This window comes from Paenibacillus sp. p3-SID867 (assembly GCF_025142895.1).
In the GTDB taxonomy this organism is placed as follows: Bacteria; Bacillota; Bacilli; order Paenibacillales; family Paenibacillaceae; genus Paenibacillus_AQ.
In genome coordinates this window covers 294678-318944 of sequence record NZ_JAMBDM010000001.1, presented here as the reverse complement: position 1 = coordinate 318944, position 24267 = coordinate 294678, and the positions used below count along the sequence as shown (strand labels likewise).

General features: G+C 48.0%; 28 protein-coding genes and 1 tRNA gene. 21 read left to right on the top strand and 8 right to left on the bottom strand.

Annotated features, from left to right (window positions below):
• The first annotated feature begins 101 nt into the window (after positions 1–101).
• Complete coding sequence (locus M4D81_RS01555; RefSeq protein ID WP_260064198.1) at positions 102–542, top strand: hypothetical protein; 441 nt, start codon at positions 102–104, stop codon at positions 540–542.
• A gap of 29 nt (positions 543–571) precedes the next feature.
• A complete protein-coding gene (locus M4D81_RS01550; protein WP_071223038.1) occupies positions 572–955 on the top strand; it encodes a VOC family protein in 384 nt (127 codons plus the stop codon).
• A 54-nt stretch (positions 956–1009) separates the two neighbouring features.
• Here the strand turns inward: M4D81_RS01550 and M4D81_RS01545 are convergent, their stop codons facing one another.
• Positions 1010–1384, bottom strand: a complete 375-nt coding sequence (locus tag M4D81_RS01545) for a L,D-transpeptidase (protein WP_260064443.1) — start codon at positions 1382–1384, stop codon at positions 1010–1012.
• 414 nt (positions 1385–1798) lie between these two features.
• Between M4D81_RS01545 and M4D81_RS01540 the strand changes: the two genes are divergently transcribed.
• The 7 genes from M4D81_RS01540 (at position 1799) to M4D81_RS01510 (ending at position 7816) form a co-directional block, all read left to right on the top strand.
• The gene (locus M4D81_RS01540) at positions 1799–2425 is read left to right on the top strand and encodes a TetR/AcrR family transcriptional regulator (RefSeq protein WP_260064197.1); all 627 of its coding nucleotides are present in this window, start codon (positions 1799–1801) and stop codon (positions 2423–2425) included.
• Positions 2426–2446: 21 nt separating this feature from the next.
• The gene (locus M4D81_RS01535; protein WP_071223042.1) at positions 2447–2986 is read left to right on the top strand and encodes a GNAT family N-acetyltransferase; all 540 of its coding nucleotides are present in this window, start codon (positions 2447–2449) and stop codon (positions 2984–2986) included.
• 63 nt (positions 2987–3049) lie between these two features.
• The gene (locus M4D81_RS01530) at positions 3050–3835 is read left to right on the top strand and encodes an ABC transporter ATP-binding protein (protein WP_071223043.1); all 786 of its coding nucleotides are present in this window, start codon (positions 3050–3052) and stop codon (positions 3833–3835) included.
• 1 nt (position 3836) lies between these two features.
• Complete coding sequence (locus M4D81_RS01525) at positions 3837–5471, top strand: hypothetical protein (RefSeq protein ID WP_260064194.1); 1635 nt, start codon at positions 3837–3839, stop codon at positions 5469–5471.
• Positions 5472–6530: 1059 nt separating this feature from the next.
• Positions 6531–7214: a hypothetical protein gene (locus M4D81_RS01520; RefSeq protein WP_071223044.1), complete on the top strand. Its 684-nt coding sequence runs from the start codon at positions 6531–6533 to the stop codon at positions 7212–7214.
• Positions 7150–7692, top strand: a complete 543-nt coding sequence (locus M4D81_RS01515; RefSeq protein WP_260064193.1) for an accessory gene regulator ArgB-like protein — start codon at positions 7150–7152, stop codon at positions 7690–7692. Before M4D81_RS01520 ends, M4D81_RS01515 begins: the two co-directional genes overlap by 65 nt.
• A complete protein-coding gene (locus tag M4D81_RS01510) occupies positions 7676–7816 on the top strand; it encodes a cyclic lactone autoinducer peptide (protein WP_074961962.1) in 141 nt (46 codons plus the stop codon). The genes M4D81_RS01515 and M4D81_RS01510 overlap by 17 nt, the downstream gene beginning before the upstream one ends.
• Positions 7817–8140: 324 nt before the next feature.
• On the opposite strand, the gene M4D81_RS01505 is transcribed toward M4D81_RS01510, so the two are convergent.
• Positions 8141–8213 (bottom strand) — tRNA-Val (locus M4D81_RS01505).
• 135 nt (positions 8214–8348) lie between these two features.
• On the opposite strand from M4D81_RS01505, the gene M4D81_RS01500 reads away from it, so the two are divergent.
• Together M4D81_RS01500 and M4D81_RS01495 are read left to right on the top strand one after the other, a co-directional pair.
• Positions 8349–8612, top strand: a complete 264-nt coding sequence (locus tag M4D81_RS01500) for a hypothetical protein (protein ID WP_071223045.1) — start codon at positions 8349–8351, stop codon at positions 8610–8612.
• Between the two features lie 350 nt (positions 8613–8962).
• Positions 8963–9406 (top strand): GNAT family N-acetyltransferase, encoded by a 444-nt coding sequence (locus M4D81_RS01495; protein ID WP_071223046.1) that lies wholly within the window; start codon positions 8963–8965, stop codon positions 9404–9406.
• Positions 9407–9496: 90 nt separating this feature from the next.
• Here the strand turns inward: M4D81_RS01495 and M4D81_RS01490 are convergent, their stop codons facing one another.
• Complete coding sequence (locus M4D81_RS01490) at positions 9497–9730, bottom strand: DUF3892 domain-containing protein (protein ID WP_260064192.1); 234 nt, start codon at positions 9728–9730, stop codon at positions 9497–9499.
• A 62-nt stretch (positions 9731–9792) separates the two neighbouring features.
• On the bottom strand, positions 9793–10530 hold the full coding sequence (locus M4D81_RS01485; protein WP_260064191.1) for an MBL fold metallo-hydrolase: 738 nt from the start codon (positions 10528–10530) through the stop codon (positions 9793–9795).
• A 251-nt stretch (positions 10531–10781) separates the two neighbouring features.
• On the opposite strand from M4D81_RS01485, the gene M4D81_RS01480 reads away from it, so the two are divergent.
• Positions 10782–11336, top strand: coding sequence for a copper amine oxidase (locus M4D81_RS01480; RefSeq protein WP_260064190.1), 555 nt, complete (start codon positions 10782–10784; stop codon positions 11334–11336).
• 94 nt (positions 11337–11430) lie between these two features.
• On the top strand, positions 11431–11754 hold the full coding sequence (locus M4D81_RS01475) for a DUF1292 domain-containing protein (RefSeq protein ID WP_071223049.1): 324 nt from the start codon (positions 11431–11433) through the stop codon (positions 11752–11754).
• A gap of 65 nt (positions 11755–11819) precedes the next feature.
• On the opposite strand, the gene M4D81_RS01470 is transcribed toward M4D81_RS01475, so the two are convergent.
• Both M4D81_RS01470 and M4D81_RS01465 read right to left on the bottom strand, forming a co-directional pair.
• Entirely contained in the window at positions 11820–13295 is a 1476-nt protein-coding gene (locus M4D81_RS01470) for an aminotransferase class I/II-fold pyridoxal phosphate-dependent enzyme (protein WP_071223050.1), read from the bottom strand.
• A 374-nt stretch (positions 13296–13669) separates the two neighbouring features.
• Positions 13670–14293 (bottom strand): DUF1054 domain-containing protein, encoded by a 624-nt coding sequence (locus M4D81_RS01465; protein WP_260064187.1) that lies wholly within the window; start codon positions 14291–14293, stop codon positions 13670–13672.
• Between the two features lie 265 nt (positions 14294–14558).
• On the opposite strand from M4D81_RS01465, the gene M4D81_RS01460 reads away from it, so the two are divergent.
• Together M4D81_RS01460 and gndA are read left to right on the top strand one after the other, a co-directional pair.
• Entirely contained in the window at positions 14559–15155 is a 597-nt protein-coding gene (locus tag M4D81_RS01460) for a hypothetical protein (protein ID WP_100536070.1), read from the top strand.
• Positions 15156–15347: 192 nt separating this feature from the next.
• Positions 15348–16757, top strand: a complete 1410-nt coding sequence (gndA, locus tag M4D81_RS01455; protein WP_181469719.1) for an NADP-dependent phosphogluconate dehydrogenase — start codon at positions 15348–15350, stop codon at positions 16755–16757.
• A gap of 94 nt (positions 16758–16851) precedes the next feature.
• On the opposite strand, the gene M4D81_RS01450 is transcribed toward gndA, so the two are convergent.
• Positions 16852–17235, bottom strand: a complete 384-nt coding sequence (locus tag M4D81_RS01450; RefSeq protein WP_260064186.1) for a hypothetical protein — start codon at positions 17233–17235, stop codon at positions 16852–16854.
• A 206-nt stretch (positions 17236–17441) separates the two neighbouring features.
• On the opposite strand from M4D81_RS01450, the gene M4D81_RS01445 reads away from it, so the two are divergent.
• Entirely contained in the window at positions 17442–17954 is a 513-nt protein-coding gene (locus M4D81_RS01445; protein ID WP_260064185.1) for a shikimate kinase, read from the top strand.
• A 131-nt stretch (positions 17955–18085) separates the two neighbouring features.
• Here the strand turns inward: M4D81_RS01445 and M4D81_RS01440 are convergent, their stop codons facing one another.
• Positions 18086–18394, bottom strand: coding sequence for a rhodanese-like domain-containing protein (locus M4D81_RS01440; RefSeq protein ID WP_174819205.1), 309 nt, complete (start codon positions 18392–18394; stop codon positions 18086–18088).
• Between the two features lie 166 nt (positions 18395–18560).
• On the opposite strand from M4D81_RS01440, the gene aroA reads away from it, so the two are divergent.
• Genes aroA through ptsP form a run of 5 tightly spaced genes read left to right on the top strand, consistent with a single transcriptional unit; the run spans position 18561 to position 24160 of the window.
• On the top strand, positions 18561–19853 hold the full coding sequence (gene aroA / locus M4D81_RS01435) for a 3-phosphoshikimate 1-carboxyvinyltransferase (RefSeq protein WP_260064184.1): 1293 nt from the start codon (positions 18561–18563) through the stop codon (positions 19851–19853).
• Between the two features lie 51 nt (positions 19854–19904).
• A complete protein-coding gene (locus M4D81_RS01430; protein WP_260064183.1) occupies positions 19905–20327 on the top strand; it encodes a CoA-binding protein in 423 nt (140 codons plus the stop codon).
• 37 nt (positions 20328–20364) lie between these two features.
• Positions 20365–20520, top strand: a complete 156-nt coding sequence (locus M4D81_RS01425; RefSeq protein WP_162487675.1) for a hypothetical protein — start codon at positions 20365–20367, stop codon at positions 20518–20520.
• Positions 20517–22400, top strand: coding sequence for a glucose PTS transporter subunit IIA (locus M4D81_RS01420; RefSeq protein ID WP_071223670.1), 1884 nt, complete (start codon positions 20517–20519; stop codon positions 22398–22400). Before M4D81_RS01425 ends, M4D81_RS01420 begins: the two co-directional genes overlap by 4 nt.
• On the top strand, positions 22397–24160 hold the full coding sequence (gene ptsP / locus M4D81_RS01415; RefSeq protein ID WP_260064182.1) for a phosphoenolpyruvate--protein phosphotransferase: 1764 nt from the start codon (positions 22397–22399) through the stop codon (positions 24158–24160). Before M4D81_RS01420 ends, ptsP begins: the two co-directional genes overlap by 4 nt.
• Positions 24161–24267: the final 107 nt, after the last annotated feature.

Below are 24267 nucleotides of genomic sequence, written 5' to 3'. Positions count from 1 at the left end.
TTAACTCCCCCTTAGATGGTTGATTCAAATATAATGTATAAGTTATCCTATACAAGATGGTTACATACCTTTATTCAAAGAAATGGAAGGAGAGTCTTGGAATGAAATACTTTTTGATGATTGTCACTGCAATGGTCGTTTCGATGACTTTGAATTCCACAGCAGCCGTGGAGAAGAGTGAGGTTAATGTAACTGGCTCATCGGAACAAATACAACCCGAGGAAAAAGCAGCAAATAGTAAGCCTGTGCAATGGAGCGAGGGATGTGTTGTATGGAACGGTGGAAACTCTTACAAAGTATTGAAGCATGCCGTGCTTCCTTCTTTTAAAGCCGGAACCAAGCTTGGAGAAGTGAGCCGCGAGATCGATCATGCGGACGTTGCGGATCACCGTGCTCCAGAGGGAGTACACTTGGAAGATGGAGATAGCAGTTTACCTGTCGGAACGGCCATCTATCAGTTGGCTGGGGCGCCTGCTGACAAGGTGCTCTTGGTTGAAATGGATGGACAATATTATAAAGCTGTAAGACAATATGAACGATGATGGATTCCGTTTATGAGTGGGTGTGAATCATGATTCAATTTGAAAGACTGCACCATGTCAGCTTGGCCGTACGAAATTTGGAGACAGCGAAGGCGTTTTACTCGGAGGTGCTGAGGTTTCAGGAGCTGCCGCGACCGCCGTTTGCCTCCAAGGGTGTCTGGTACGCTGTCGGAGACCAGCAGCTTCATCTGCTGGAGCATCCCATCAGTGATACGCTGCGGGAGCGCGGAATCGATACGACGGACGGGCATTTCTCGATCTGGGTGAAAAGTTACCGCGAGACGAAGGAATGGCTGGACCGAATGAACGTCGAGTATGTGGCTAATCCCGACAGCGTTGCCGGCTTTGCCCAGATTTTCGTGCTGGATCCCGACCGCAATATTATTGAATTCGGAGCGGACTATGGATCGTAAACGCCAAATTTTAAAAAAGCCAGACACATGAATGTGTTTGGCTTTTTTGCGCTCTTATTTTTGGATGAGGACGGGGGTATTCATTTTCACTTTGTCGTAGAGCCAGCGCACGTCTTTATTATGCATCCGTATGCAACCTGCCGACACGTATTTTCCGATCGAGTTGGCGTTGTTGTTTCCATGAATGGCGTACGCGTAGCTAACTCTGCCGTTTACTTTCACATTAATGCCGAGCCAGCGGTCCCCTAGCGGATTCCGCGGGTCTCCTCCCTTGATGCCTTCCTTGTAGTAAGGTCTGTTTTTCACTTTTTCGTGGATTTTGAACAGGCCTTCTGGCGTATAGGAGGGCTTTTTGCCTGTAGCGACGGGAAACGTTTTAATGACCTTGCCTTTTTCATAATACGTCAGTTTGTTGGTGGATTTATCAATGACGATAAACTGTGCGTACTTGCTGTACTTACTGTCCAGCTTCTGTCCGGAAGCGCCATGGGATACGACGGGGAAAAAGAAAACCAGCAGTAAGGTGAAGATCAGGATGCGGCTGATGCCCTTAATGATGTCCGATCACCTCTTTTCGTTCTCCCCCATATATATGCAGCTATTCGCGAATGTTGACGGAAATGTGCATAAGCGGAAAAATAGAACAAGTTGTTTTCAAAGAGGAATATAAGGAGAGGAGGGGATTCCTTCAAGAGGCTTTTCGTGTTGAACACGGATGCCGCTTGAAAACGACACCAGTGTCGTTTATGATAAAATAAGTCTAAAACGACAATCATGTCGTTTATGTTAAGGTGAATTTTGTGGAATCTGTATTCATGTTAAAGGGCGGGAGAGGGATGACTTATGTGTCCACGGGTTAGCGAGGAATACAAACAGGAGAAGAAGCATGAAATATTGAGGGCGGCCAGGCGCGTTTTTATCAGAAAGGGCTATACCCGCACTGTGATGCAGGACATTATGGATGAAGCGGGCATGTCCCGCGGAGCCGTGTATGCGTATTTTGATAATGTGGAGCATTTATTTATAGAGGTCCTGCGTTTTGACGACCAAGAGACGCTTCGTTTTTTTGAACCGGATCCGCAATATCCGATATGGAATCAGTTGATGGACTGGGTTCAGAAACAGCAGGGTGATCTATCGCTAATCCGGCATTCGCTTGTATTGGCCAGGGCGGAATTTTTCCTGTCTTCCTCTTATGTTCATGCCAGGAAGGATTATCCCTATATAACCGAACGATATCAACTGACTGTTGAGACCATGGGACGGGTCATTCGGAAAGGTCAGGAGCAAGGGGAGTTTCGGTCCCGATTGGAACCGGAAGCCATCGCGCGATATATGATCTCGTTTCTGAACGGACTCATGCTGGATACCTTCCATCTCGGACCGACGATGACTTGTGTACCGGAGCAGTTGGAAACGTTCATCCAATCTCTCTGCATAATGTTAGATCCGATATCAATAGAAACATGATTATGGAAAGGGTGCTTGTTGATGCTATTTAATTCTGCTAGATTGACATGTCGAAAAATGACGATGAATGACGCAGAGCTTTATCATACCTGGCGTAATGATCTCGAAGTGATGCAATCCACCAGTCCTTGCCTGGATGCTTATCAACTGGAGGAAACAAAGGACTTCGTTCAGCATGTGATCCTGGGCTCTTCCTCCTCGAAGAGCTATCTGATCCTGTTGAAGGATACCGGCAGACCGATCGGCATCATGTCATTGATTCATATCGATACCAAGAACCGGAATGCGGAGTGCATCATCGACATTGGCGAAAAGACTTCTTGGGGCAAAGGGTACGGCTTTGAAGCGATGACGCTTTTGCTCGATTATGCTTTTTTGGAAATGAATCTGCACAGGGTAAGCTTGCGAGTATTTTCCTTCAACCTTAAAGCGATCAAGCTGTATGAAAAAATCGGATTTGTCCACGAAGGCAGCTCCAGGCAGAGCTTGTACCGGAATGGCGACTGGCATGACATCGTGCATATGGGGATATTGCAGAGCGAGTATGCGTCAAAAGGTTGATTTTCACCTACTTCCATAATAAGGTAGGTATGTGAAGTCAATGAGGGAATGGAGAATCATATCATGTCCGAAAATGAAGTGTTATGGATTCAAGACCTGCGCATGAAATATGATAATCGTTACGTGCTGAACGGTATCGACTTGGAGGTACGCCGGGGCGAGATGATTGGATATATCGGTCCGAACGGAGCGGGGAAGAGCACGACGGTCAAGATCATGCTCGGGCTGGTTGAGGGGTACACGGGGACAGTCCGCATATTCGGTCAGGATATTTCCGATGGGAATATCGATTATAAACGTAGAATTGGATATGTCCCCGAGGTGGCCGAATTGTACGATCAGTTAACGGCTGCCGAGTATTTGACCTTTATAGGCGAGTTGTACGGACTTACATATGATGCAGCGGATGATAAGGCGAAGCAATTGATGGAATGTTTTGACATGGAAAAGGCCTATCACTCCCGGATCGCTACGTTTTCAAAAGGAATGCGGCAAAAGGTGCTGCTGATCTCGAGCCTGCTGCATGACCCTGATCTGTTGTTTCTGGATGAACCCTTAAGCGGGCTGGATGCGAACAGCGTGATGGTGGTCAAGGAAGTATTGGCTCAGCTCTCGGCCCAGGGCAAGACGATTTTTTATTCCTCACATATTATGGACGTCGTTGAGAAAATCAGCAGCCGGATCATCCTGCTTGCTGACAGCCGGGTAGTGGCGGACGGAACGTTCAAAGAATTACAACAGCATTCTCATGAGGGGTCCCTGGAAGAAGTGTTTAATCAGCTGACGGGGTTCCATGACCATGCCCGTATTGCGGAACGGTTCGTATCGATCGTTCGGGAGGGAAGTTGATATGGGGGGATCGGAATCATCGTTTCGAATGCTGAAGATACTGGATCGCTTTCAGGGAATTATTTCGAGAATGGGTGTCGACTATGCAACCCTGCGCCGGATCCTCCATGTCAAATTGCTGATGGATTCGAGGCGTGCACCTGTCATATTATCTTCAAGCAACAGGAAGAAAGAAGAAGAGCAGGACAAGAACCTGTTTGTCAGCTCCCTCTGGCTGTACGGCTTAATCGGGCTTGTCCTAACGCCGTTTGTGTTCTGGAGCGATCCGGAATATTTAATGCCGATGAGCATCCTGTCTGCGATCCTCATGTTCTTGATCATGAGCTCCATGATTTCAGATTTCTCTTCCGTGCTGCTTGATGTTCGCGACCGCAGCATTTTGATGACAAAGCCGATCGACGGTCGTACGGTCGGGTTGGCGAGATCGATTCATGCTGGAATTTACTTGCTGCTGCTTACCGGGGCGCTCTCAGCAGGCTCACTGGTCGTAGGATTGATCAAGCATGGCGTGCTGTTCTTTCTGATCTATATCCTGGAGTTAATTCTGATGAATATGCTCATTCTGGTGAGCACTTCCTTGGTTTATCTGTTGCTGCTTAAGTATTGGGATGGAGAGAAACTGAAGGATCTGATCAATTATGTACAGATTGGACTTTCCGCCGCGCTGGCCATTGGCTATCAGTTTGTGATCCGTTCCTTTGATCTGATTGATTTCAATTTTGTATTTACGCCGGCCTGGTGGCAGATTCTGCTTCCGCCAGTGTGGTTTGCGGCTCCGTATGAGTGGTTGTTTGGCGAGGGGAGCGGGTGGCTGACCGTACTCTCGTTGCTGGCTGTACTCGTACCGATTGTGCTTATGATCGTTTATGTCCGTTATATTCCTTCTTTCGAGCAGCATCTGGAGAAGCTGGCTCACAGCGAAGCGGGAAAAGGGCGGGAGCGCGGGCGCTTGGACAGATTCTTGGCCAAATTGGTATGCCGGTCGCGCACGGAGCAGGCTTGTTTTCGATTATCTGCCAGCATGCTGAAGAATGAGAGAGAGTTTAAGCTTAAAGTGTATCCAACACTCGGATTGTCCGTGTTACTGCCTTATTTATTTTTTGTCTCCACAATCCGCAACTCCTCATTGGCCGAAATCAGCAAGGGATCGTCGTACTATGTACTGCACACGATGCTCATTATGATTGTAACGGTCGTTATGATGCTGAAATTCTCCGGCAAGCCCAAAGCCTTCTGGCTGTTTGGCGCAGCCCCGATGCCAAGCATGAATCCATTATACAAAGGGGCGTTAAAGGCTTTTGCGGTCAAAATGTTCCTGCCGCTCTTCACTGTGAATGCGGTCATATTCCTGATTCTGTTCGGAAGCCGGATTATCCCGGATGTTCTCATCGTATTCCTTACCGGCTTGGTGTTGATTCCTTTATCAGCCAAGGCAATTCTGCGCACTCCACCGTTCTCTCAGGCGTTTAATATGGCTCAGCAGAAAGACGGCTGGTGGGTGCTGCTATTCTTTATTGTAGTGGGCGGATTATGGGGTTTGCATTATGCAAGCAGCACGATTCCCTATGGCATGTTAGCATATATCCTCATGCTGCTCGTTGCGAATGGTTTGGCATGGACCAAGCTGTATAAGTGAATCGGGGAATGACAGGAAGAGCAGGGGAAGATGAAGCGGGTTACGCTAAGAGGATAAAATTGCCGGGTAAAGAACCATACCGGGTGCAGGGTTATGTGAATTAGATCGGGCAGAGAGGAAGGATCAAGGCTAATTCCCCAGTCTCCTTCGCTCCACCCGGATAGCATGGATGGAGGCCCGGGTGCTTCCAGATTATAGGTTTCCCGTAATCGATTTATTGTTTCTTGGTTGAGCGAGCTGTTGTCTTCCCCGTAGGTTGTATGTGGTCCGAATGTTAGTAATAGAACGATTAAGCATATCCTAATCTTAATTCGCAATGTCCTATTCTCCTTATATGCTGCATTTTCAGTGTATTATTAACATACACAAAAACGTATCTGCTAACAAGAATCGGTACCCATCTCTTAATGGGTTGGTGGAAGGGAAGGGCAACCGAGATGGATGCCTTTTCTTTCATTTTTTAGATTGTAAACGGTTGAACAGGAACGTAGGTTCGTATATAATAGAGATATAGCAAATAAACTTCCTATTTCACCCTTCACTTCATAGATCCATGATGGATTCCCCCACTTATGTATTTAATTACCTGTTGTTATGCCCTCCGGGCCTTATATAATCAACTTAGATGATGTCAGGATGTTAATATAGTAGGAACTGAGTTTATTCTGGCTTAGTCATTTTCGCAAGGTCGTGGATTCTTGATAACTAGTGCTTAATTTTCGTTTGGTATATGGATTGAACGTCAGCGATTTAATTCGTTTTGGTGTATACGAAGTTCTAAGCTGTTCTTTTTTAGAATTTTTGGCCAAACCGGAGACATAAACGACGTTAATGTTTTTACATTTTCCATCACAGTTTCCAGACATATAAGAAGTGGCAGGCGCCATCGGAATTGACCTCAAGAACATGCATCATTTAGGACGACTCGATAGAAACTGAGGGTCTGTCGGTATACCGTTTATTTATGGACGTTATAACCATCAGTGTAATCAGGATAAATCGAGAAGTGGCGTAGTACACATTTAACCATTTCTTATGGTGTAGGGAGGAAAGCTTTGAATGGAAGTTATTTGGTTTATGTTGTTTTCAACATTTGAAACACTGGCTATTTATTCGCTAATCATGACATTGCTTAGATTCAAGACGACAGAGTACATAGGGCAGGCGTTGATTGTCATGATCCTTGCCAACTTACAAAGTTTTATCATGCGCAACGAACTTCAATTGGATTTTCTAGCCCCTCTCATCACCGTGCTGATCTTCGTTTTCTTATTTTCAGCCATTATTAAGATCCCGGTTATCTGGTCGGCGATCTGCACCATTCTGGGTTATATGTTTTATGCGTTAATTCAAACGGCATATCTGACAACGATATTCGGATCGATCGACTCCATTCAGACCGATCATGCCAATGGTTATATTCTTCAAATCCTCTCAGGTGCGACAGGACTATTGATATCCTGGATTATGTACAGGTTTGGTATTGGGTTTAAGTACGATCTGGAAAAGCTGCGCATTAAATTTGAACATGTTCTATTGATCACGTTGATTATCGTGGTGTTGATATTAATTGCAATTCTATTTTACCTTAATCGTTTATGGCTGCACCTTCTCTTCTTTGGAATAACATTTGGAATCTTCTTGTATTATGCCATCAATACAGAGGAGCGGGAATCTTATGATCATAGAAGGCTTGTCAAAGCGGATAGCGGAGGGGATCAAACGCCAGGTACCCGACCATAAGTCCTCTGTTTCTGTTCTGAAACATGCGATCACCATCATTTTAAACGTATTGTGTATTGTGGTCTTCACGCTGCTTATCTCTATTTTTACAGGTAACATGAAGCAGGCTGTGATAGCCTTGGTGGGTTTTGCGGTACTAAGGCAATTTTCCGGAGGATATCATCTTAAGACGGGGGCAGGCTGTATTGCATTCACGACAGCGCTATTCACTCTGGTGTCTTTTGCGGATATGGGGAATGCAGGCATTCTCGTAATTACTGCTCTCAGTCTGTCGCTGGTGATGCTGTTCGCTCCCAGCCGAATTGAGAAGCAGTCCCGAATATCGAGGAAGCATTACGCAAAACTTCGCTTGATTAGCTGTTTCATCGTGATATTTAACTTTGGACTCCAGTCCCCAACATTGGCTGTCATATTTTTGGCCCAGGCTATCAGTTTAATACGCTGGAAAGGAGGACAAGCTCATGTTATGGATCCATAGGATTAGACATCGGTTGTTTTCGTTTATCGCATCTGCTCTGACGTTGGTAGCTGTTTTTGTAGTTAATACTGCAAGTCCCGTTTTTGTATACAGCGGAGAGACGCCGGAAGAACTGTTAAAGTAAGTCTTGATCCTTCGTAAGGGGACTGGGGTACTTAAAGATAATGGTATAAATAAAGATGAATATGTAGGTTATGATTTCCGGCACCTTTCTGGGTACCGGTTTTTTTGTATGGATAAGTGGAAGTCAAGCCTGGAATGGTGTCGTTGATCTTCGATAAAGATACACAACATTCGGGATCAGTGGATCCGGGCAACGTACCTGGAGACGGGGAAACCCGACTTTGTCCCCCCAATTCGTCCCCTTTGGGTGAAATTCAGCTAGCTAATCTAAAGAAGGAAAAAAGAAAAAACCCTTGATGCCAATGGCATCAAGGGTTTACGGTTATGATCTGTAGTGGGCTCGAACCACTGACCCCTACCCTGTCAAGATAGTGCTCTCCCAGCTGAGCTAACAGATCATGAAATATTTAAAAAGGTAATTCATATATTACCAGCAGACAATGCGACTGTCAATGGTTTTCTCGTTATAAAAAATCACATTCCGGTTCAGACTAAATACAGCATGTATTTGCCAGTGGAGGAGCGTGAATGGTATGGCAGGTGGGAAATCCCATCATTTCAAACGAGCCGGACTGGTGCTCTCGTTGCTGGGGGTAACTGTACTGGGCAGCGGTTGCAGTATCCCGGAGAGAACGTCGGTGCAGCTGGAGCCGCTCCATGGATCAGCAGCGCCCGTAATGCTCGATGTTTACGGCCGTTCTGTAGATCAGGACGTGTATTCCAAGCAGGGAAGCGGGGCACTGGAGCCGGTACCGCCGATGGATTCGGTGGACACATTACGTGATCTCCAACCATAAAGGGGTGCAGCAACGAATCCGTAACAGATCAGTCGTAATAATGTCTGTATCCATTGCTCGAACAACGAGCAGAGCAAACCGTCGGCTTGCAGGCTGGCGGTTTGCTGTAAAACGGCCGATGCTATTCCTCATCCCATTTGCGGGAATAACCTTTTTTAATCGCCCAAAAGATAGGGTAGATGATGACGACTGAGATGATAACAGCCCAAAATATCGTGGCTCCCATGCCCATAAAGGCCATGCTCCTTTCAAGAAAACGTTAGCTTATACTATACAGGAAAACGATTATTTTGTATAATATCTCGATCTGCGATATCACTAGAATTGATTCTACATAAAGAGGTGTTGAAATGGCAGCAGAAATCATAAATGTATCAACCGAAGAGCAATTGCAGCAGGCGCTGGATATCCGGAAGGATGTTTTCGTGCTTGAACAGAAGGTGCCGATTGACCTGGAGATCGATGAGTACGATCGTCTGGAATCCGATGCGTTTCATGTCCTGATCAAATCGGAAGGTCAATACGCGGCAACCGGACGTATCACCTATTACAATAAGGATTCCGCCAAAATGCAGCGAATTGCAGTGCGTAAGCCATTCCGCTCCAAAGGGATAGGGCGTGTGCTGATGATGGCATTGGAAGCGCAGGCGCGTGAATTGAAGCTGCAGTATTCTGTACTGGATGCACAGGTGCAAGCGGAGGCATTTTATCGCAAGCTTGGGTATGAGACCATTTCGGACGAGCCGTTTGATGATGCGGGCATTCCCCACGTTCGTATGAAAAAGGAACTGTAGGCTTCTTACCATATTAAGGTGCTAATGAGATCCTCACTGTTTAAAAGAAAAGACCTCGAGTATCGACTCGAGGTCTTTTTAGTCATGATTTTAAAAGTTTGGCAAATTGTCCAGGTTGTTGCTTGGATCGCCATCCGCATTGGAGCGAAGATGTTCGTCTCCGTCACGTCCACGGAATACGTTCAGGTTTTTGATTTCTTTATTCTTGGCCATTTGTTGCGCTGTCTTGCAGTCAACGACACTGCCGTTATCCAGCTTAAGTTCGATGATGTCGCCATCTCCGTTTTTACGTACGCCTACGACTTCTTGTTGTCTATTATCCATATGAATCGCCTCCCGGTTTTAGTGTTCCCGGGAAACCTCATAAACTATTCATCTATACTGAACTACCATTCGTATACCCGCTGCTGCTCCACAAATTCCATGATGCCGGTCTTGCCAATGAAAGCTTCGACCTCATCGCTGTAATGCATGAGATAGGTGCGCTCCTGAATTTCTTGTGGTAGGCTAAGCAGCTCATCCAGTGTCGTATGAACCTCGCCAGGGCCTTGCAGCTGACATTCATGCAGAATCACTTCACAATCCCGCTCATTCACCAATTGGTTGAGCAGTATAGGGTCGAATACCATGTCAGCACTGTAAAAAATCCGATCATTCAGATAAAGCGAATAGCTGTCCTTGCCGGGAATATGCTGCGTATGAATCAGTTCTACCGAGATGCCGGATGAAATATGGGTCTTCACTCCCGGTTTCAGAGGGTGTACGTCAAATACATCATGCAGGGAGGAGATATGTCCCTGTTGATATAAACCGCCTTTGAGGGTGTGCTCCCATATCGGTTCCACCAGCGTCTCGGCAATATAGAGTGGGAGCTTACGGTTGTATTTCATTTTCATAATAAAAGCCAGCTCCTCAAGTCCGCCTACATGGTCAGCATGAATGTGAGTGATAAGCACAGCATCCATATCGTTAAAGGTCTTATTCAGCTGATGAAGTGCCATTGGAGCGGTGATGCCGCAGTCAATGAGAAGTGTGAAATTCCCGTCTTGGACCAGTGCGTTATTGTTATAGTAGTTCTTGGCAAACGCACTGCCGGTGCCAAGCATTTGCAATTTTAGTGTCAATGGATGAAACCTCCTGATGATATGATGTGTAGTCCCCGTATGCTAATGTATATTTTAACGAATTCCACGTTGATTTACACGGATTATATGATCGAATCGGGGCCGAAATGCATTATAATTCGTGATAGGACCAATCGTTACGCACGAGGAAAAAATTTTACCACAAAGTGCAAAATTGTCCGCAACTTGTTTTTTGACATGTAGTATACACATATAACAACAAGATGAGCCAATGGAGGGAAATGATTATTATGAAATGGAAAAAAGTGATGGCATGTATGCTAGTGCTCTCTTTAATGGGTGGCAGCACCCTTTTGTTTGCAGATTCCGTTAATGAGCGTGTCCGTGTCTGGCTGAACGGTCATGAATTGAAGGATGGCGGATATTTAATTGATGGCAAAACGTATGTGCCGGTTCGGGAATTTGACGGCGCTGTGGATTGGAATCCCGCGAATGGACAAGTTCAAGTCATCAAGCCGAACGTGCATATTTTTCTGTTTAAAGGAGATACTGTATTCGGCAACGTGAACAAGGGGAAGCTGAAATTCAATGTTTTTAGCCAGGTTGACAGCTTAAACAACGATATTCATTCCGTGAAAGTAGCGATTGAGGATCCTTCGGGCAATATCAAGGACATCCAATCCCAGGAAGTAAAGGACCGCAAGGATAACTTCTGGTTCCGAACCTACGATTTCACATATGATTTCAAAACGGCGGGAAAATACTCGGTGGGCTTTTATGTAAAAGTCAAATCGGAGGACGGTTTTGTGAAAGTTGCGGAGAAAGTGATTACTGCCCTAAATTAAGGGGCCCTAAGGCACTTGGCAGAAATTGACCTGAAGAAGCTATCCGTGATACGATACGAAAGTATGATAATTTAACCGAAGTGAGGTTTTTTCAATGAGTGAACACAAACATGAACACGGAGATGCTTGCGGCTGCGGTCACGATCATGACCACGACCACGAACATGAAGAGTTTGTGCTGACATTGACGGATGAAGAAGGAAAAGAAGTAGAGATGGTTCTTGTGGAGACATTTGATGTCGGCGAGAAGCTTTACGCGCTTTTGCTTGAACGCGAAAATCCGGAAGCGGACGGCGTCATTCTACGTATGGAAGAAGAGAACGAGGAAATGGTTCTTTACAATATTGAGGACGAAGAAGAATGGAATGAAGTAGAGGCGGTTTACAACGAACTGGTCGCTGCTGCAAACCAGGAATAAGATTCCAAAGCAATAACCCGGTGCGAACCATTCGCACCGGGTTTATTGTGTTTACAGCTGACGTTTTAGAATATAGGATCCGTTTCCACGATGACTTTAACATTTTGGATGCTGCGGTCCTCGGGGCCTTTAACAGGAAGGCCTACTTCGACATGATCGATAATGTAATCGATGTTCTCCTGGGAAATAACTTCGCCCGGAAGCAGGATCGGAATCCCTGGCGGGTAGACATAGATGAATTCGGCAATAATGCGCCCTGCCGATTCCTTGAAAGGCACTACTTCCGTATCTCCGTAAAATGCATCGCGAGGGATCAGCGACAACTGCGGAATTTCCGGAGTTTTCACAACCAGCTCGTTAATCTCATTCACATGCATGTATTGATTGGAAAGCTCGCGGAGCGCTGTCAGCAAAATATCGATGGTCTCCCGATTGTCCCCCGGTGTAATGAGGCACAGAATATTGTACATATCACTGAGCTCCACCTCAATATTGTAGTGATCCCGCAGCCAGTTCTCGGTTTCATATCCCGTAATGCCGAGGTGGCGCACATGGATCGTCAATTTGGTTGGATCATAGGAGTACGTCGCTTCCCCGCCTAATATTTCTTTTCCAAAGCTGTACAAACCTTCGATTTTGTTGACTTCATCACGTGCATATTGCGCCAACTCAATCGTCCTTGCAGCCATTTCGCGTCCATGCAGCGCCAAACTGCGGCGTGAAGTATCAAGCGATGCCAGCAGGATGTAAGAGGTGGAGGTTGTGGTCAGCATGCTGATAATCGTCTGTACGCGATAAGGATTGATGTATCCGTTCTTGGTATTCACGTTCAGCACGGAGCTCTGCGTCATCGAGCCGCCGAGTTTGTGGACGCTGGTCGCGGCCATATCGGCCCCCGCTTCCATGGCCGACATCGGGAGCTCTTCATGAAAATGGATCAATACACCGTGCGCCTCATCCACGAGAACGGGCACATTGTAGCTGTGAGCCAAATCCACGATTTCCTTCAGATTGGCGCTTACCCCGAAGTATGTCGGGTTAATGACCAGTACGGCTTTGGCGTCAGGGTGACGTTTTAATGCTTTCCTAACCGAGCTGATGGTGATTCCGTGATCGATTCCCACATTGGAATCCTGGGCAGGCGATACAAATACAGGCTTGGCCCCGGTGAAAATGATGGCGGAAAGCACGGATTTATGGACGTTGCGAGGTACGATGATTTTATCGCCAGGCGAACATACCGACATGATCATGGTCATGATCGCTCCGCTTGTCCCTTGGACACTGAAGTAGGTGTGATCGGCACCGAATGCGTCGGCGGCCAGCTTTTGGGCTTCCTCGATGACGCCTGTAGGCTGATGCAAATCATCCAGCGGCGCAATATTAATCAAATCTATAGAAAAGGCGTTATCCCCTATAAATTCCCGAAATTCGGCGTCGGTGCCGAGGCCCTTCTTATGTCCCGGAATGTGAAATTGCACGGGGTTTTTGGCCGCATGTTCTTTAAGTGCGGTGAAGAGCGGTGTACGACTGTGGTCCATGGACGTTGTCACAACCTTTCCTTATGTTTATTTTGTTATGATTTGTTGATTTCTGTTTTTATATAAACAAAATTGAGTATAGCAAAATAGGGGGGGAATGCAAGGAGATTAAACGTCTTTTTTTGCTATGTCCCATAACGCTTCAAACTTTAGACATATTAAGGAGGAGCAACAAAGATCTTCATCGTTCCTTCATTAAAATATCATCCATAAAAAAACGTCTATCGACGTACTTTCTCAGAAGACAGACCGCGGTTAAAGGAAGTTTTTCTTGCGATTACGGAATTGTTCAGCTTCGCTGAAAATTTATAAATTCTATAATCTTAAAAAAAAGAGCTGCAACAGCAGCCCTTTACATCAATATATCATGCTCATTAAAACGCCATTTTATAAAGCGGCAGCAGCGTCTCAAACGTCTCCTGCACTTTTTGCACCAGCTTGTCCCCTTCAAGCTTGACGGCTTCCTCGCGCGGGATGCGCAGTCCGCACATGACCTCAGCCTTTTTCACCTGCTTCAGCTTCTCAATCAGACGCGTGAAATCCTCTTCACTCATATCCTGATGAGAGGTGCCAGACGGGTTCATGTGATCCATGGACCAGTAGAAATGTTTAGGCAGTGCATTCGCGGTTTTCTTCAGCTTGGCTTCCAGGTTGCCGGCAAACACGGTCTTGTTGGGACTCTCGTAAATAATCGCGAAGATGACAAACAGATGGGTTCCGAACATGCCCACCTCAAAATGAGGCAGTGCTTTGTAGCCGCGTTTGCTGGCAGCCCAAGCGACCCAGGTGTCAATGGGAGGATTGACAGTGCGTCTTGCATGCTTCGCCACATGCACAAACATTTCTTCCCCAGCCAATGCCGATACATAAGGTGACAACTCAGCACCTAACGCCTCCAGCTTGGGTCTTACCCGTTCAATGAGAACCTCCATACGGGCCTCAAGCCCGGGAACGGAGAATACGTCGAAATCTTGATCTGTAAATCCGGTAACCGTCATAGGATGTGATGGCCTCCCTGTTGTTGATGATATCGTTACTAAACTCGGTTTTTGGATAACTTATTATACCATAAGGCGAACGGACATCACGCATTGCCCAGAAAAGCTTCACCGTATGTTCATGTGGGTTAAAAATAGTCAATAAACCAAGTTACCGTTACATAAGATGGAGTATAAGATATAGATAAGACAACATCAAAAGCAGCCATGGGGGAAATCTTCACCGCCGTTTAATGATCGGTAGTAAACCGGAGGAGGGAGTGCCGTGAATAAGAGCGAGGAAGTGGAGTATTGCAACCTGGAGCTCCGGTTTGATCGCCGGCATATCCAGGACCTAATCAAGGAATTGATCCAGGAAGGATATTCGCTTTATTGGAGCGAGAATGATACGCAGTTTGTCATTTCAATCCGAACAGGTCGCAAGCTGGTAAAGCTGCGGTTTCAACGAACAGGAAGCGGTTTTAAACTGGTAGGCGATTATATGATTCGTGATCCCAAACTCGCGGAATGGATGGAGAAATTGATCGAGAATACCCGTGGCCATGCTGTCGTCAAACGTTTCAAGGATCGGCAAATTTTGATCGAGAATATTTTGTTTGGTGAGGTCATAAGGCTCGTGGAAATATCCGGTTACCGGCAGCGGGTGCTGTTTCAGAAGGGGACGCCGATGACGGAGCAGGAAATGCTGCGGCTGTTTGAATCGGATGTAGGGGAACAGCGATTGCTGCTGTCGAGACTGGAAACCGATGATGAGCTTGAGAAGCTCCATGCGGCGCTGCAAGAGGGGGACGAAGACAAAATTTCGGCTTGCAAGCAAAGACTCCGTGAGCTTTCCTTGGAGCTGATGAGGCTGGAGTGGTAATGACTTCAACCCGGATACAAGTCTAAAGCACGAACAACACTCCGAAACAGAAGGGGTGTTTTCGCGCGTGTTCTGATTTTGTGACAGGGGTTCACTTGTCAAATGAAAAACGTTAATATAAGATTATTGCAAATCATCTCGGATAGGGATGGGTTGTTTAAAAATATATTGGAGCAAAGGATGGAGAACCAGATGTCAAAACAACAAATCGGTGTGATTGGCCTTGCTGTAATGGGAAAAAACCTGGCCCTGAACATCGAAAGCAAAGGCTTCACCGTTTCCGTATATAACCGCTCTCCGCAAAAAACGGAAGATATGCTGAAGGAAACCGAAGGCAAGCAAGTGAAGGGGACGTTCTCGATCGAAGAATTCGTGGATTCCCTTGAAACTCCTCGTAAAATCCTGATCATGGTACAAGCGGGACAAGCTACGGATGCTACGATTGAACAGCTGATTCCACATTTGGACAAAGGCGATATCATCATCGACGGCGGTAACGCTTATTTCCCTGATACACAGCGCCGCAGCAAAGAACTGGCTGAAAAAGGCTTTAACTTTATCGGTGCTGGGGTTTCCGGCGGCGAAGAAGGCGCATTGAAAGGTCCATCGATCATGCCTGGCGGACAAGAAAGTGCCTACAAGCTGGTTGAGCCTATTTTGACGGCTATTTCCGCTAAAGTTAACGAAGAGCCTTGCTGTACATATATCGGACCAGACGGTGCCGGCCATTATGTAAAAATGGTTCACAACGGTATCGAGTATGGCGATATGCAGCTTATTTGCGAAGCTTACCAATTGCTGAAGGACGTACTCGGCCTCGATGCGAAGGATCTGCACGGAATCTTCACAGAGTGGAACCAAGGCGAACTCGATAGCTACCTGATCGAGATCACGGCTGACATTTTCTCCAAATATGACGAAGAAACCGGCAAGCCGATGGTTGACGTGATTCTGGATACGGCAGGCCAAAAAGGAACAGGTAAATGGACAAGTCAAAGCTCCCTGGATCTGGGCGTGCCGCTGTCCATGATCACCGAATCCGTATTCTCCCGTTTCTTGTCCGCAATGAAAGAAGAGCGTGTGGCAGCAAGCAAAATCCTGAATGGTCCAAAAGCAGCTGCATTTGACGGCGACAAGGCCGAATTCATTGAAAATGTGCGCAAAGCGCTGTTTGCAAGCAAAATCGTATCCTATGCCCAAGGCTTTGCACAGCTTCGCGTGGCATCCGATGAGTACGGCTGGAACCTGCAATACGGCAACCTCGCTAAAATTTGGCGCGGCGGCTGCATTATCCGTTCCCGTTTCTTGCAGAACATCACGGATGCTTATGAGAACAATCCTGAGCTGAAGAACCTGCTGCTGGATCCGTTCTTTACCGATATTATTGAATCCTATCAAGATGCATGGCGTAAGGTTGTTGCTTCCGCGGTATCCTTGGGCATCCCGGTTCCTGGGTTCTCCAGCGCGCTTGCATACTACGATAGCTATCGCACCGCAAACCTGCCGGCAAACCTGCTGCAGGCTCAGCGTGACTACTTTGGAGCTCACACGTTTAAACGCGTGGACAAAGAAGGCACCTTCCACTATAACTGGATGGATTAATCCTGCTTTTTCTAGCAGCAAGAATCCCATCCTCCCTGGATGGATTAATTCTGCTCTCTATGGCAGCATGAATGCCATCCCTGATGGAGCCATTTCACTCTGGGGAGCTAGAATGATTTCCGTTCGCCGGGGGAGAGATCAGAGATTCAACCGTACGGGCTTGAGAAGGGGAGTGCGCCTCCGCCAGCTCAGGAAGACCGTGCATGGCTTCTAAGAGACAGGTGCGGACGTCGTGGTTCTTTGTATGGATGTGGTTTCCGCTTCCGAGCAAGAGCAGCGCGGCTTCGCAGTAACTGTTGAAATTTTGCAGCAAACGTGGCTTTGAAAGATCCAGCAGCGCAGGATCCTTCAGAGCCACTTTTTTTTGGACAAAATGAAGCACCCAGATCACATCTTCGCGGCATAGCGGGTAGGCTGGGTCGAGAATCCGGCGGATGCGCTTGGCAGCGGAAGAGAGACCGGTTGGACGAAAAGACATAATATATTCACTCCTTTCTTCTAATCTTGTATTCTTGTAATTAGTATATGACAATAGGGAACCAGATAGACTCGATAAAATTGGAGCTTTACTTGGGGGATACTCGCATAAGAACAATTTAGAGAGTCAGGTCCATTGTCGAAAGATTTGGGGCTGTGGTATGATATGAGCAACCTTTACAGTGAAGCAGCAAATGGGGTGTCAAATTGGATAAGATAGGTAGGAACATCATTCTGATCGGGATGATGGGTACGGGCAAGTCAACCGTAGGGCGTCTCCTGGCAGACACGCTCGGCTACACCCTGATCGATCTGGATGCGGAAATTGAGAGGGTGGAAGGCAGAACGATTTCCGAGATGTTTGAAGCGGATGGAGAGCCGTATTTTCGTGAGGCAGAATCTGTTGCACTGCGCAGCGTTTTAGAACGGAAAGGCATTGTCGTAGCGTCCGGCGGAGGAGCTGTGCTTCGTTCCGAGAACTGTGATGTAATGAAACGCGGTGGCTGGGTCGTTGCTCTTACAGCGGATGCTTCCAGCATTGTTGAACGGGTACGTGGTGATGCCAATCGGCCGCTGCTTGCGGGGGATGTCGAAGATAGAGTTCGGCGTATCCTGGATGAACGAAAGGACAAATACCAGTTTGCGGATGTCATCGTGGATACGGTTGGCCGATCCGCGGGGGAAGTAGCGGCTGACATTTTAACGCATTACCGCGGCTAAGATGGTCAGCGAACGGCCTTGAGGCGATGATCATGAATCAGTCTCTAAGGTGCATCTGTAGATTGTACTTGGGTCGGAGCATGCAAAAAAGGCGGGAATCACGATCATCCCGCACCTTCTTCATGGCCTGTCTATTCTTCATCGTCATGCCACTGAAGCATGCCGCCCTTCATGTTGATTACATTAGTCAAGCCCTGGTGATTCAAAAATTCGCATACGTGTTGACTGCGACCACCGCTGCGGCAGATGAAGACGACCTCCTGATCGCGCGGAATTTCGTCCAGACGATTCGGAATCTCGCCCATAGGAATATGCTTGGCACCGCTGATCATGCCTGCTGCAACTTCCTCGTCCTCGCGGACATCAATCATGTACACATTTTCGCCGTTTTGAAGCCGGCTTCTAAGCTCCGATGTTTCCATTTGAGGGATCGGTTTCATCATATAGACCTCTTTTCTGATAATAAATGATTAAGATCGTAACGATCTGAATTTCCAGTTCACATGAACTATGATAACCAAGCGGTTCTTTCCCTGTCAATTTATACTAAGGGAGATTTCAAGGTTGTTATTCATAACCTAATAATTACAAGGAGAGATACATACGATGGATGTAATCGTCAAGCCTACGCCTATATTAAACGGAGAGATTGGAGCGCTATCCTCCAAGAACTATACAACTCGTTACTTGCTGGTAGCTGCACTTGCCGAAGGAACGAGCACGATCTATTACCCAGCTCATAGCGAGGATAGCGACGCCATGAGACGCTGTATCCGGGATCTCGGGGCCGTGATCGAGGAGGACGAGGAGAAGGCGGTCATTACGGGCTTTGGCAAATCGCCGCAGGATGTGAAGGAACTGAACGTCGGTAACGCCGGCGCCGTTTTGCGCTTCCTCATGGGCGTCACGGCGTTGTCTAAAGAGGTTACCTTTGTCAATACTTATCCGGAATCACTGGGCAAACGTCCTCATGATGATCTCATTGAGACGCTTGGTCAATTGGGCGTGGAAGTGGAGCATAATGAAGGCAAACTGCCGATCACGATTCGTGGCGGTCAGCCGAAAGGCGGAAAGCTCACCGTATCTGGCGAAGTAAGTTCGCAGTACTTAAGCGCACTGTTGTTCTTAACGCCACTGCTTGCCGAGGACAGCGAGATTACCGTTACCGGTGATTTGAAATCCAAGGTCGTTATCGGTCAGACCCTGGAAGTGCTGGAGCAAGCGGGCATTACGATTCACGCAGCGGATGATTATACATTCTTCCGGGTTCCTGGCGGTCAATCCTACGAAGCGAAGACCTATACCGTTCAAGGCGATTATCCGGGCTCTGCTGCCGTCCTGGCGGCGGCTGCTGTCACGCAGTCGGATGTAACCATCCGCAATCTATCAGAGGACAGCAAGCAGGGAGAGCGGGCTATTATTGACGTCCTGCGGATGATGGAGGTTCCCCTCACGCACAAGGACGGTAATGTCCATGTCCAGGGAAACCGAACCCTGAAGGCTTTGGATTTCGACGGAGATGCGGCGACGGATGCGGTACTTGCGATGGTAGCGGCAGCTGTGTTTGCGGAAGGAACCTCCCGATTCTACAATGTGGAGAATCTCCGCTATAAAGAATGCGACCGGATTACGGATTATTTGAACGAATTGCGCAAAGCCGGAGCCAACGTTGAGGAACGCCAGGCCGAGATCATCGTTCACGGCCGTCCGGAAGGCGTCGAGGGCGGTGTGGAGATCAATGCCCATTATGATCATCGGGTCATTATGGCCCTGACTGTGGTCGGACTTCGCTCACATCAGCCGATCCGGATTAAGGATGCGCATCATGTGGCCAAGTCGTACCCGCAATATTTTGATCATATGAAGGCGCTTGGAGCCAATGTAGAATGGGTAAAATAAAGGAATAGCCAAGCGGCTCGTCTATTACGAATGGAAAGGTGGTCATGAAGCATGGCATTTGAAAATCCTACGCGCGAAGAAATCGCGGATATTTTGCGAAATGCAGGCAATATCGCTGTTGTCGGTCTGTCTGACCGGCCGGATCGTACTTCCCATATGGTTTCTGCTGCGATGCAAATGCGCGGATACCGGATTATCCCGGTTAATCCTGGTGCAACAGAAATACTTGGGGAGAAGAGTTATCCATCCCTGAAGGACATTCCGGAGCCGATCCATATCGTCAATGTGTTCAGACGCAGTGAATATTGTGCCGATGTGGCGCGGGAAGCTGCCGAGATTGGAGCCAAGGTGCTCTGGCTTCAGCAGGGCATTATCAGTGAAGAGGCGGCGGTCATCGCGGAGAAGAGCGGCATGATTGCCATCATGGACCGCTGCATTAAGGTGGAGGATTCCATCGCTTTGGGCGGGCGTTAAGATTTGAATTGGTGAGTTGGAATTAGGAGCAAGCCTTATGTTGAAGCAGCCGCTGGCAGACTGGACACGATCCGGGCCTGCCGAGGCACTGCTCGTGAGGCTTGCTTTTCTATGTGGCATTTGCCCTGATTTCTTTTTGACAAAAACAGGCGCAGCGCTTACCATCAAGGATAGAAAGGAGGGCTCGCCTTGAATTGGTTGGGATCATTACAACAGCTGGGCAGAGCAGTTATGCTCCCTACAATGGCGCTTCCGGCGGCAGCTCTCCTGCTTAGCGTGGGGAGTCTGCCATGGTCGGCGTGGGGCTTCGGAACCTTGGGCGAGATTGCCCAGGCAGCGGGGCACGGCGTGTTTTATTATATGCCGTATTTATTTGCCATCGGTGTCGCATGGGGGCTCTCGAACCAGGGAGGACCCGCAGGGCTTGCCGCTCTGGCTGGCATGTTCATCTACGATCAGGTTATATCCCGTCTCGGAGACGGGAGTGTACAGCCCTCGACCTTGATTGGTATTATTTTTGGGGTAATGTCCGGTTACGTTTATAACCGGTTCAAACATATTAAGCTTCCAGAAGCTATACAGTTTTTTGGGGGCTCCCGATTTGTGCTTTTGTTCATGGGACTGTTCTCCACGATATTTGCATGGATCATGCTGGGAATGGCTCCCATGGTACAGCGCGGCTTAGATGCTTTTTATGATCTGACCGTACATATGGGGGCATTCGGATTATTTCTCTACGGAATTTTGTACAGGGTACTGACGGCATTTGGTCTGCATCACTTGTTGAATAACGTCTATTGGTTTCAGCTGGGCTCGTACGAGACGGAAGACGGTACCGTTGTTCAGGGGGATCTGCCCCGATTCTTCGCGGGTGATCCGACAGCGGGCGACTTCATGGCCGGCTTATTCCCGATTATGATGTTTGCCCTGCCGGCGATTGCATTTGCCATTATTCAAGAGGCACGGGAAGATTTGAAGCCGAAGGTGAAAAAAACGTTTATGCGGTCCGCGCTCGTCTGTTTTTTGACCGGGGTATCGGAGCAGATTGAATTCGCATTCTTATTCGCGTCTCCTTATCTGTATGTGCTCCACGCCCTGATGGCCGGTTTCGCGATGGTGCTTACCTATGCGTTTGATATCCATCACGGGTTTTCATACTCGGCTGGATTTATCGATTACGTACTCAATTTTCACTTGTCGCAGAACGCCTGGATCATCATACCGATCGGGGCCGTATACGGCATCGTTTACTATTTTCTGTTCCGCTGGGCCATTCGCACCTTCGAAATCCCGACACCCGGGCGTGAAGAAGGCTCGGCGCTGGAAGGCCGGGCAGGAGACATCCCCTATCAGGCACCGCTTATTCTGGAAGCGCTTGGTGGGAAAGACAACATCGTTCAGGTCCAATCCTGCATGACGCGTCTTCGACTGACCGTATACAACGACCGCCAGATTGATTCGGACGCACTGAAATTGCTCGGTTCAGCCGGCATCATCAAGCTGGGCGGCGGTAATGTCCAGGTGGTATTCGGGACGTATTCCGAGCTCATCCGCGAAGAGATAAATAAGCTGATGCAGCAAGATTTACCGCGCGTTCTGTTCAGCGCGCCCGTACAGGGACGCATGCTTCCGATTGACGAAGTGCCGGATGATATTTTTGCCGCCAAGCTTGTCGGCAACGGCGTGGCGTTCATTCCGGAAAAAGGGGAGCTTGTATCTCCGGTATACGGAACCGTGATGCATGTCTATCCGACGATGCATGCCATTGGCATTTCAACGCCGGATGGACTCGAGGTGTTGATTCATATCGGGATCGATACCTCTCAACTGAAAGGACCGTTTTCAGCTGTGGTAAGCGAAGGGGATACCGTTGAGCCGGGGCAACTGCTGGTCAAGTTCGATCTGGCATATTTAAAGACACATGCCGCATCACTGGCAACACCAATGGTGATCACCAATCCCGATAAAGTAAGATCTTGGAGCTTTGCTCCATTCAAGTCCGTTAAGAGAGGACAGTCATCTGTCATGTCCGTCGTATTAAATGAGAGTAATGCTGGGGGTAGAGAATCATGATACAAGGCATTGGCGCAGCAACAGGCGTAGCGATCGGTAAGGCTTTCGTACTGCCGCATTGGGAGCTGGACCTTCCGGATTCCGAAATGGATGCTGTCGATTTAGCCAAAGAGTTCGAGCGCTTATATGAAGGCATACGAACCTCCAAGAATGAAATTGAATATATCAAGAACGAATTCAAGGAAATGGTGGGGCACGAGGAGTCGCAGATCTTTGATGCGCATCTGGCCATACTGGAGGATCCCGTATTCATGAACGAAATTCAAGGGATCATCGAGCGCCAGTACAAGGCTGCCGAAGTGGCGGTTAAAGAGGCGATCGATCATTTCGTATCCATGTTCGATTTGCTGGACGATGAGTATATGAAGGAGCGGGCGCTGGATATTAAGGATGTTGGTAATCGGCTGCTCAAGCATCTTCTCGGTGCTCCGGAAGTCAAGCTTCCGGCTGATACGCAGCCTTATATTTTGGTTGCAAAGGAGCTTTCTCCGTCTCAGCTTGTGCACCTTAACCCTTCCCACGTTCTTGGCATCGTGACGATGACGGGTGGCAAGACCTCTCACTCGGCGATAATGGCCCGCGCTCTCGGCATACCACTTGTATCCGGGATTGAGAACAAGCTGGATCATCCGATCCAGACCGGACAGCATCTGGTTGTGGATGGGGATGAAGGCTTGCTGTATTTGGAGCCCGACACGCTGGTTGTAGAGCGTTACGAAGGGATCCGCGAGTTGCAACGGAAAAAGAAAGAGCAGCTGCAGCTCCTGGCAACCGTTGATGCGGTTACGAAAGATGGAACCTATTTTAATCTGGCCGCGAATATGAACTCCGTTAAAGAAATGGAGATTGCGCTGAGGAACGGCGCACAGGGAGTCGGATTGTTCCGGACGGAATTTTTATATATGGATCGCCACAACTTTCCTTCGGAAGAAGAGCAGTTTGAAGTGTATAAACTGGTTGCCGAGAACGCAGGTGAGTCCTCGGTCGTGATCCGTACGCTGGACATTGGCGGCGATAAACAGCTGGATTATTTCGGGCTGCCGGAAGAAGAGAACCCTTTCCTGGGTTATCGCGCCATCCGTATCAGCCTGGATCGCACAGAACCGTTCCAGACCCAGCTGTCCGCCATTCTGAGGGCCAGCGCTTTTGGTAACGTCAAAATCATGTATCCGATGATATCCTCGATAGAGGAAGTCAAGCAGGCTAATGCCGTGCTGCGGCGTGCGATGGCCGATTTGGACCAACGCGGCATCGCATACGATCCAAACATTAAGGTCGGCATCATGATTGAAGTGCCGGCAGCAGTTACCATCTCGGATCTGTTGGCAGAGGAAGCCGATTTCTTCAGCATCGGGACGAACGATCTGGTACAGTATGTGCTGGCGGTGGATCGGATGAACGAGCAGATCGCGCATATGTACCATCCATTTCATCCTGCGGTCTTGCGCATGCTTCGGACGACGGTGGAGGCTGCGCATGCGGCAGGCATACCGGTCAGCGTGTGCGGAGAAATGGCCGGGGACGAGCGGGCGATTCCGATATGGCTGGAGCTTGGCGTTAAGGATTTAAGCATGTCGCCGCAATCCTTGCTTCGCGTGAAGCATCGCATCTTGAATACCAATGCGGCAGAAGCGAAGGGGGAGGCAGCGGCCTGCTTCAAATTGCGTACCAGCTCCGCTGTCGAAGAGCGTCTCAGCGCGTTTGCCGAACGCAGCAGTTATCTGAACGGAACTAACGGTACGGACAGCACGGCCTCTTAACAAGACAACCTCAAGAAGAAGGATAACTTTACAATTTTTATGTTTCTTTTTTGAGTGGACAAGCTAACATATACTCACATCAAAAACAGCTGCCTACCTCACCAGGA

Coding starts and splice junctions, on each gene's coding strand:
- M4D81_RS01500 (WP_071223045.1), top strand. CDS start 8,349: ATGGCAGGTGGGAAATCCCATCATTTCAAACGAGCCGGACTGGTGCTC.
- M4D81_RS01470 (WP_071223050.1), bottom strand. CDS start 13,295: ATGGACCACAGTCGTACACCGCTCTTCACCGCACTTAAAGAACATGCG.
- M4D81_RS01540 (WP_260064197.1), top strand. CDS start 1,799: ATGTGTCCACGGGTTAGCGAGGAATACAAACAGGAGAAGAAGCATGAA.
- M4D81_RS01425 (WP_162487675.1), top strand. CDS start 20,365: ATGTTGAAGCAGCCGCTGGCAGACTGGACACGATCCGGGCCTGCCGAG.
- M4D81_RS01440 (WP_174819205.1), bottom strand. CDS start 18,394: ATGAAACCGATCCCTCAAATGGAAACATCGGAGCTTAGAAGCCGGCTT.
- gndA (WP_181469719.1), top strand. CDS start 15,348: ATGTCAAAACAACAAATCGGTGTGATTGGCCTTGCTGTAATGGGAAAA.
- M4D81_RS01525 (WP_260064194.1), top strand. CDS start 3,837: ATGGGGGGATCGGAATCATCGTTTCGAATGCTGAAGATACTGGATCGC.
- M4D81_RS01430 (WP_260064183.1), top strand. CDS start 19,905: ATGGCATTTGAAAATCCTACGCGCGAAGAAATCGCGGATATTTTGCGA.
- aroA (WP_260064184.1), top strand. CDS start 18,561: ATGGATGTAATCGTCAAGCCTACGCCTATATTAAACGGAGAGATTGGA.
- M4D81_RS01490 (WP_260064192.1), bottom strand. CDS start 9,730: ATGGATAATAGACAACAAGAAGTCGTAGGCGTACGTAAAAACGGAGAT.
- M4D81_RS01510 (WP_074961962.1), top strand. CDS start 7,676: ATGTTATGGATCCATAGGATTAGACATCGGTTGTTTTCGTTTATCGCA.
- M4D81_RS01530 (WP_071223043.1), top strand. CDS start 3,050: ATGTCCGAAAATGAAGTGTTATGGATTCAAGACCTGCGCATGAAATAT.
- M4D81_RS01475 (WP_071223049.1), top strand. CDS start 11,431: ATGAGTGAACACAAACATGAACACGGAGATGCTTGCGGCTGCGGTCAC.
- ptsP (WP_260064182.1), top strand. CDS start 22,397: ATGATACAAGGCATTGGCGCAGCAACAGGCGTAGCGATCGGTAAGGCT.
- M4D81_RS01450 (WP_260064186.1), bottom strand. CDS start 17,235: ATGTCTTTTCGTCCAACCGGTCTCTCTTCCGCTGCCAAGCGCATCCGC.
- M4D81_RS01465 (WP_260064187.1), bottom strand. CDS start 14,293: ATGACGGTTACCGGATTTACAGATCAAGATTTCGACGTATTCTCCGTT.
- M4D81_RS01495 (WP_071223046.1), top strand. CDS start 8,963: ATGGCAGCAGAAATCATAAATGTATCAACCGAAGAGCAATTGCAGCAG.
- M4D81_RS01555 (WP_260064198.1), top strand. CDS start 102: ATGAAATACTTTTTGATGATTGTCACTGCAATGGTCGTTTCGATGACT.
- M4D81_RS01515 (WP_260064193.1), top strand. CDS start 7,150: ATGATCATAGAAGGCTTGTCAAAGCGGATAGCGGAGGGGATCAAACGC.
- M4D81_RS01480 (WP_260064190.1), top strand. CDS start 10,782: ATGAAATGGAAAAAAGTGATGGCATGTATGCTAGTGCTCTCTTTAATG.
- M4D81_RS01520 (WP_071223044.1), top strand. CDS start 6,531: ATGGAAGTTATTTGGTTTATGTTGTTTTCAACATTTGAAACACTGGCT.
- M4D81_RS01550 (WP_071223038.1), top strand. CDS start 572: ATGATTCAATTTGAAAGACTGCACCATGTCAGCTTGGCCGTACGAAAT.
- M4D81_RS01535 (WP_071223042.1), top strand. CDS start 2,447: ATGCTATTTAATTCTGCTAGATTGACATGTCGAAAAATGACGATGAAT.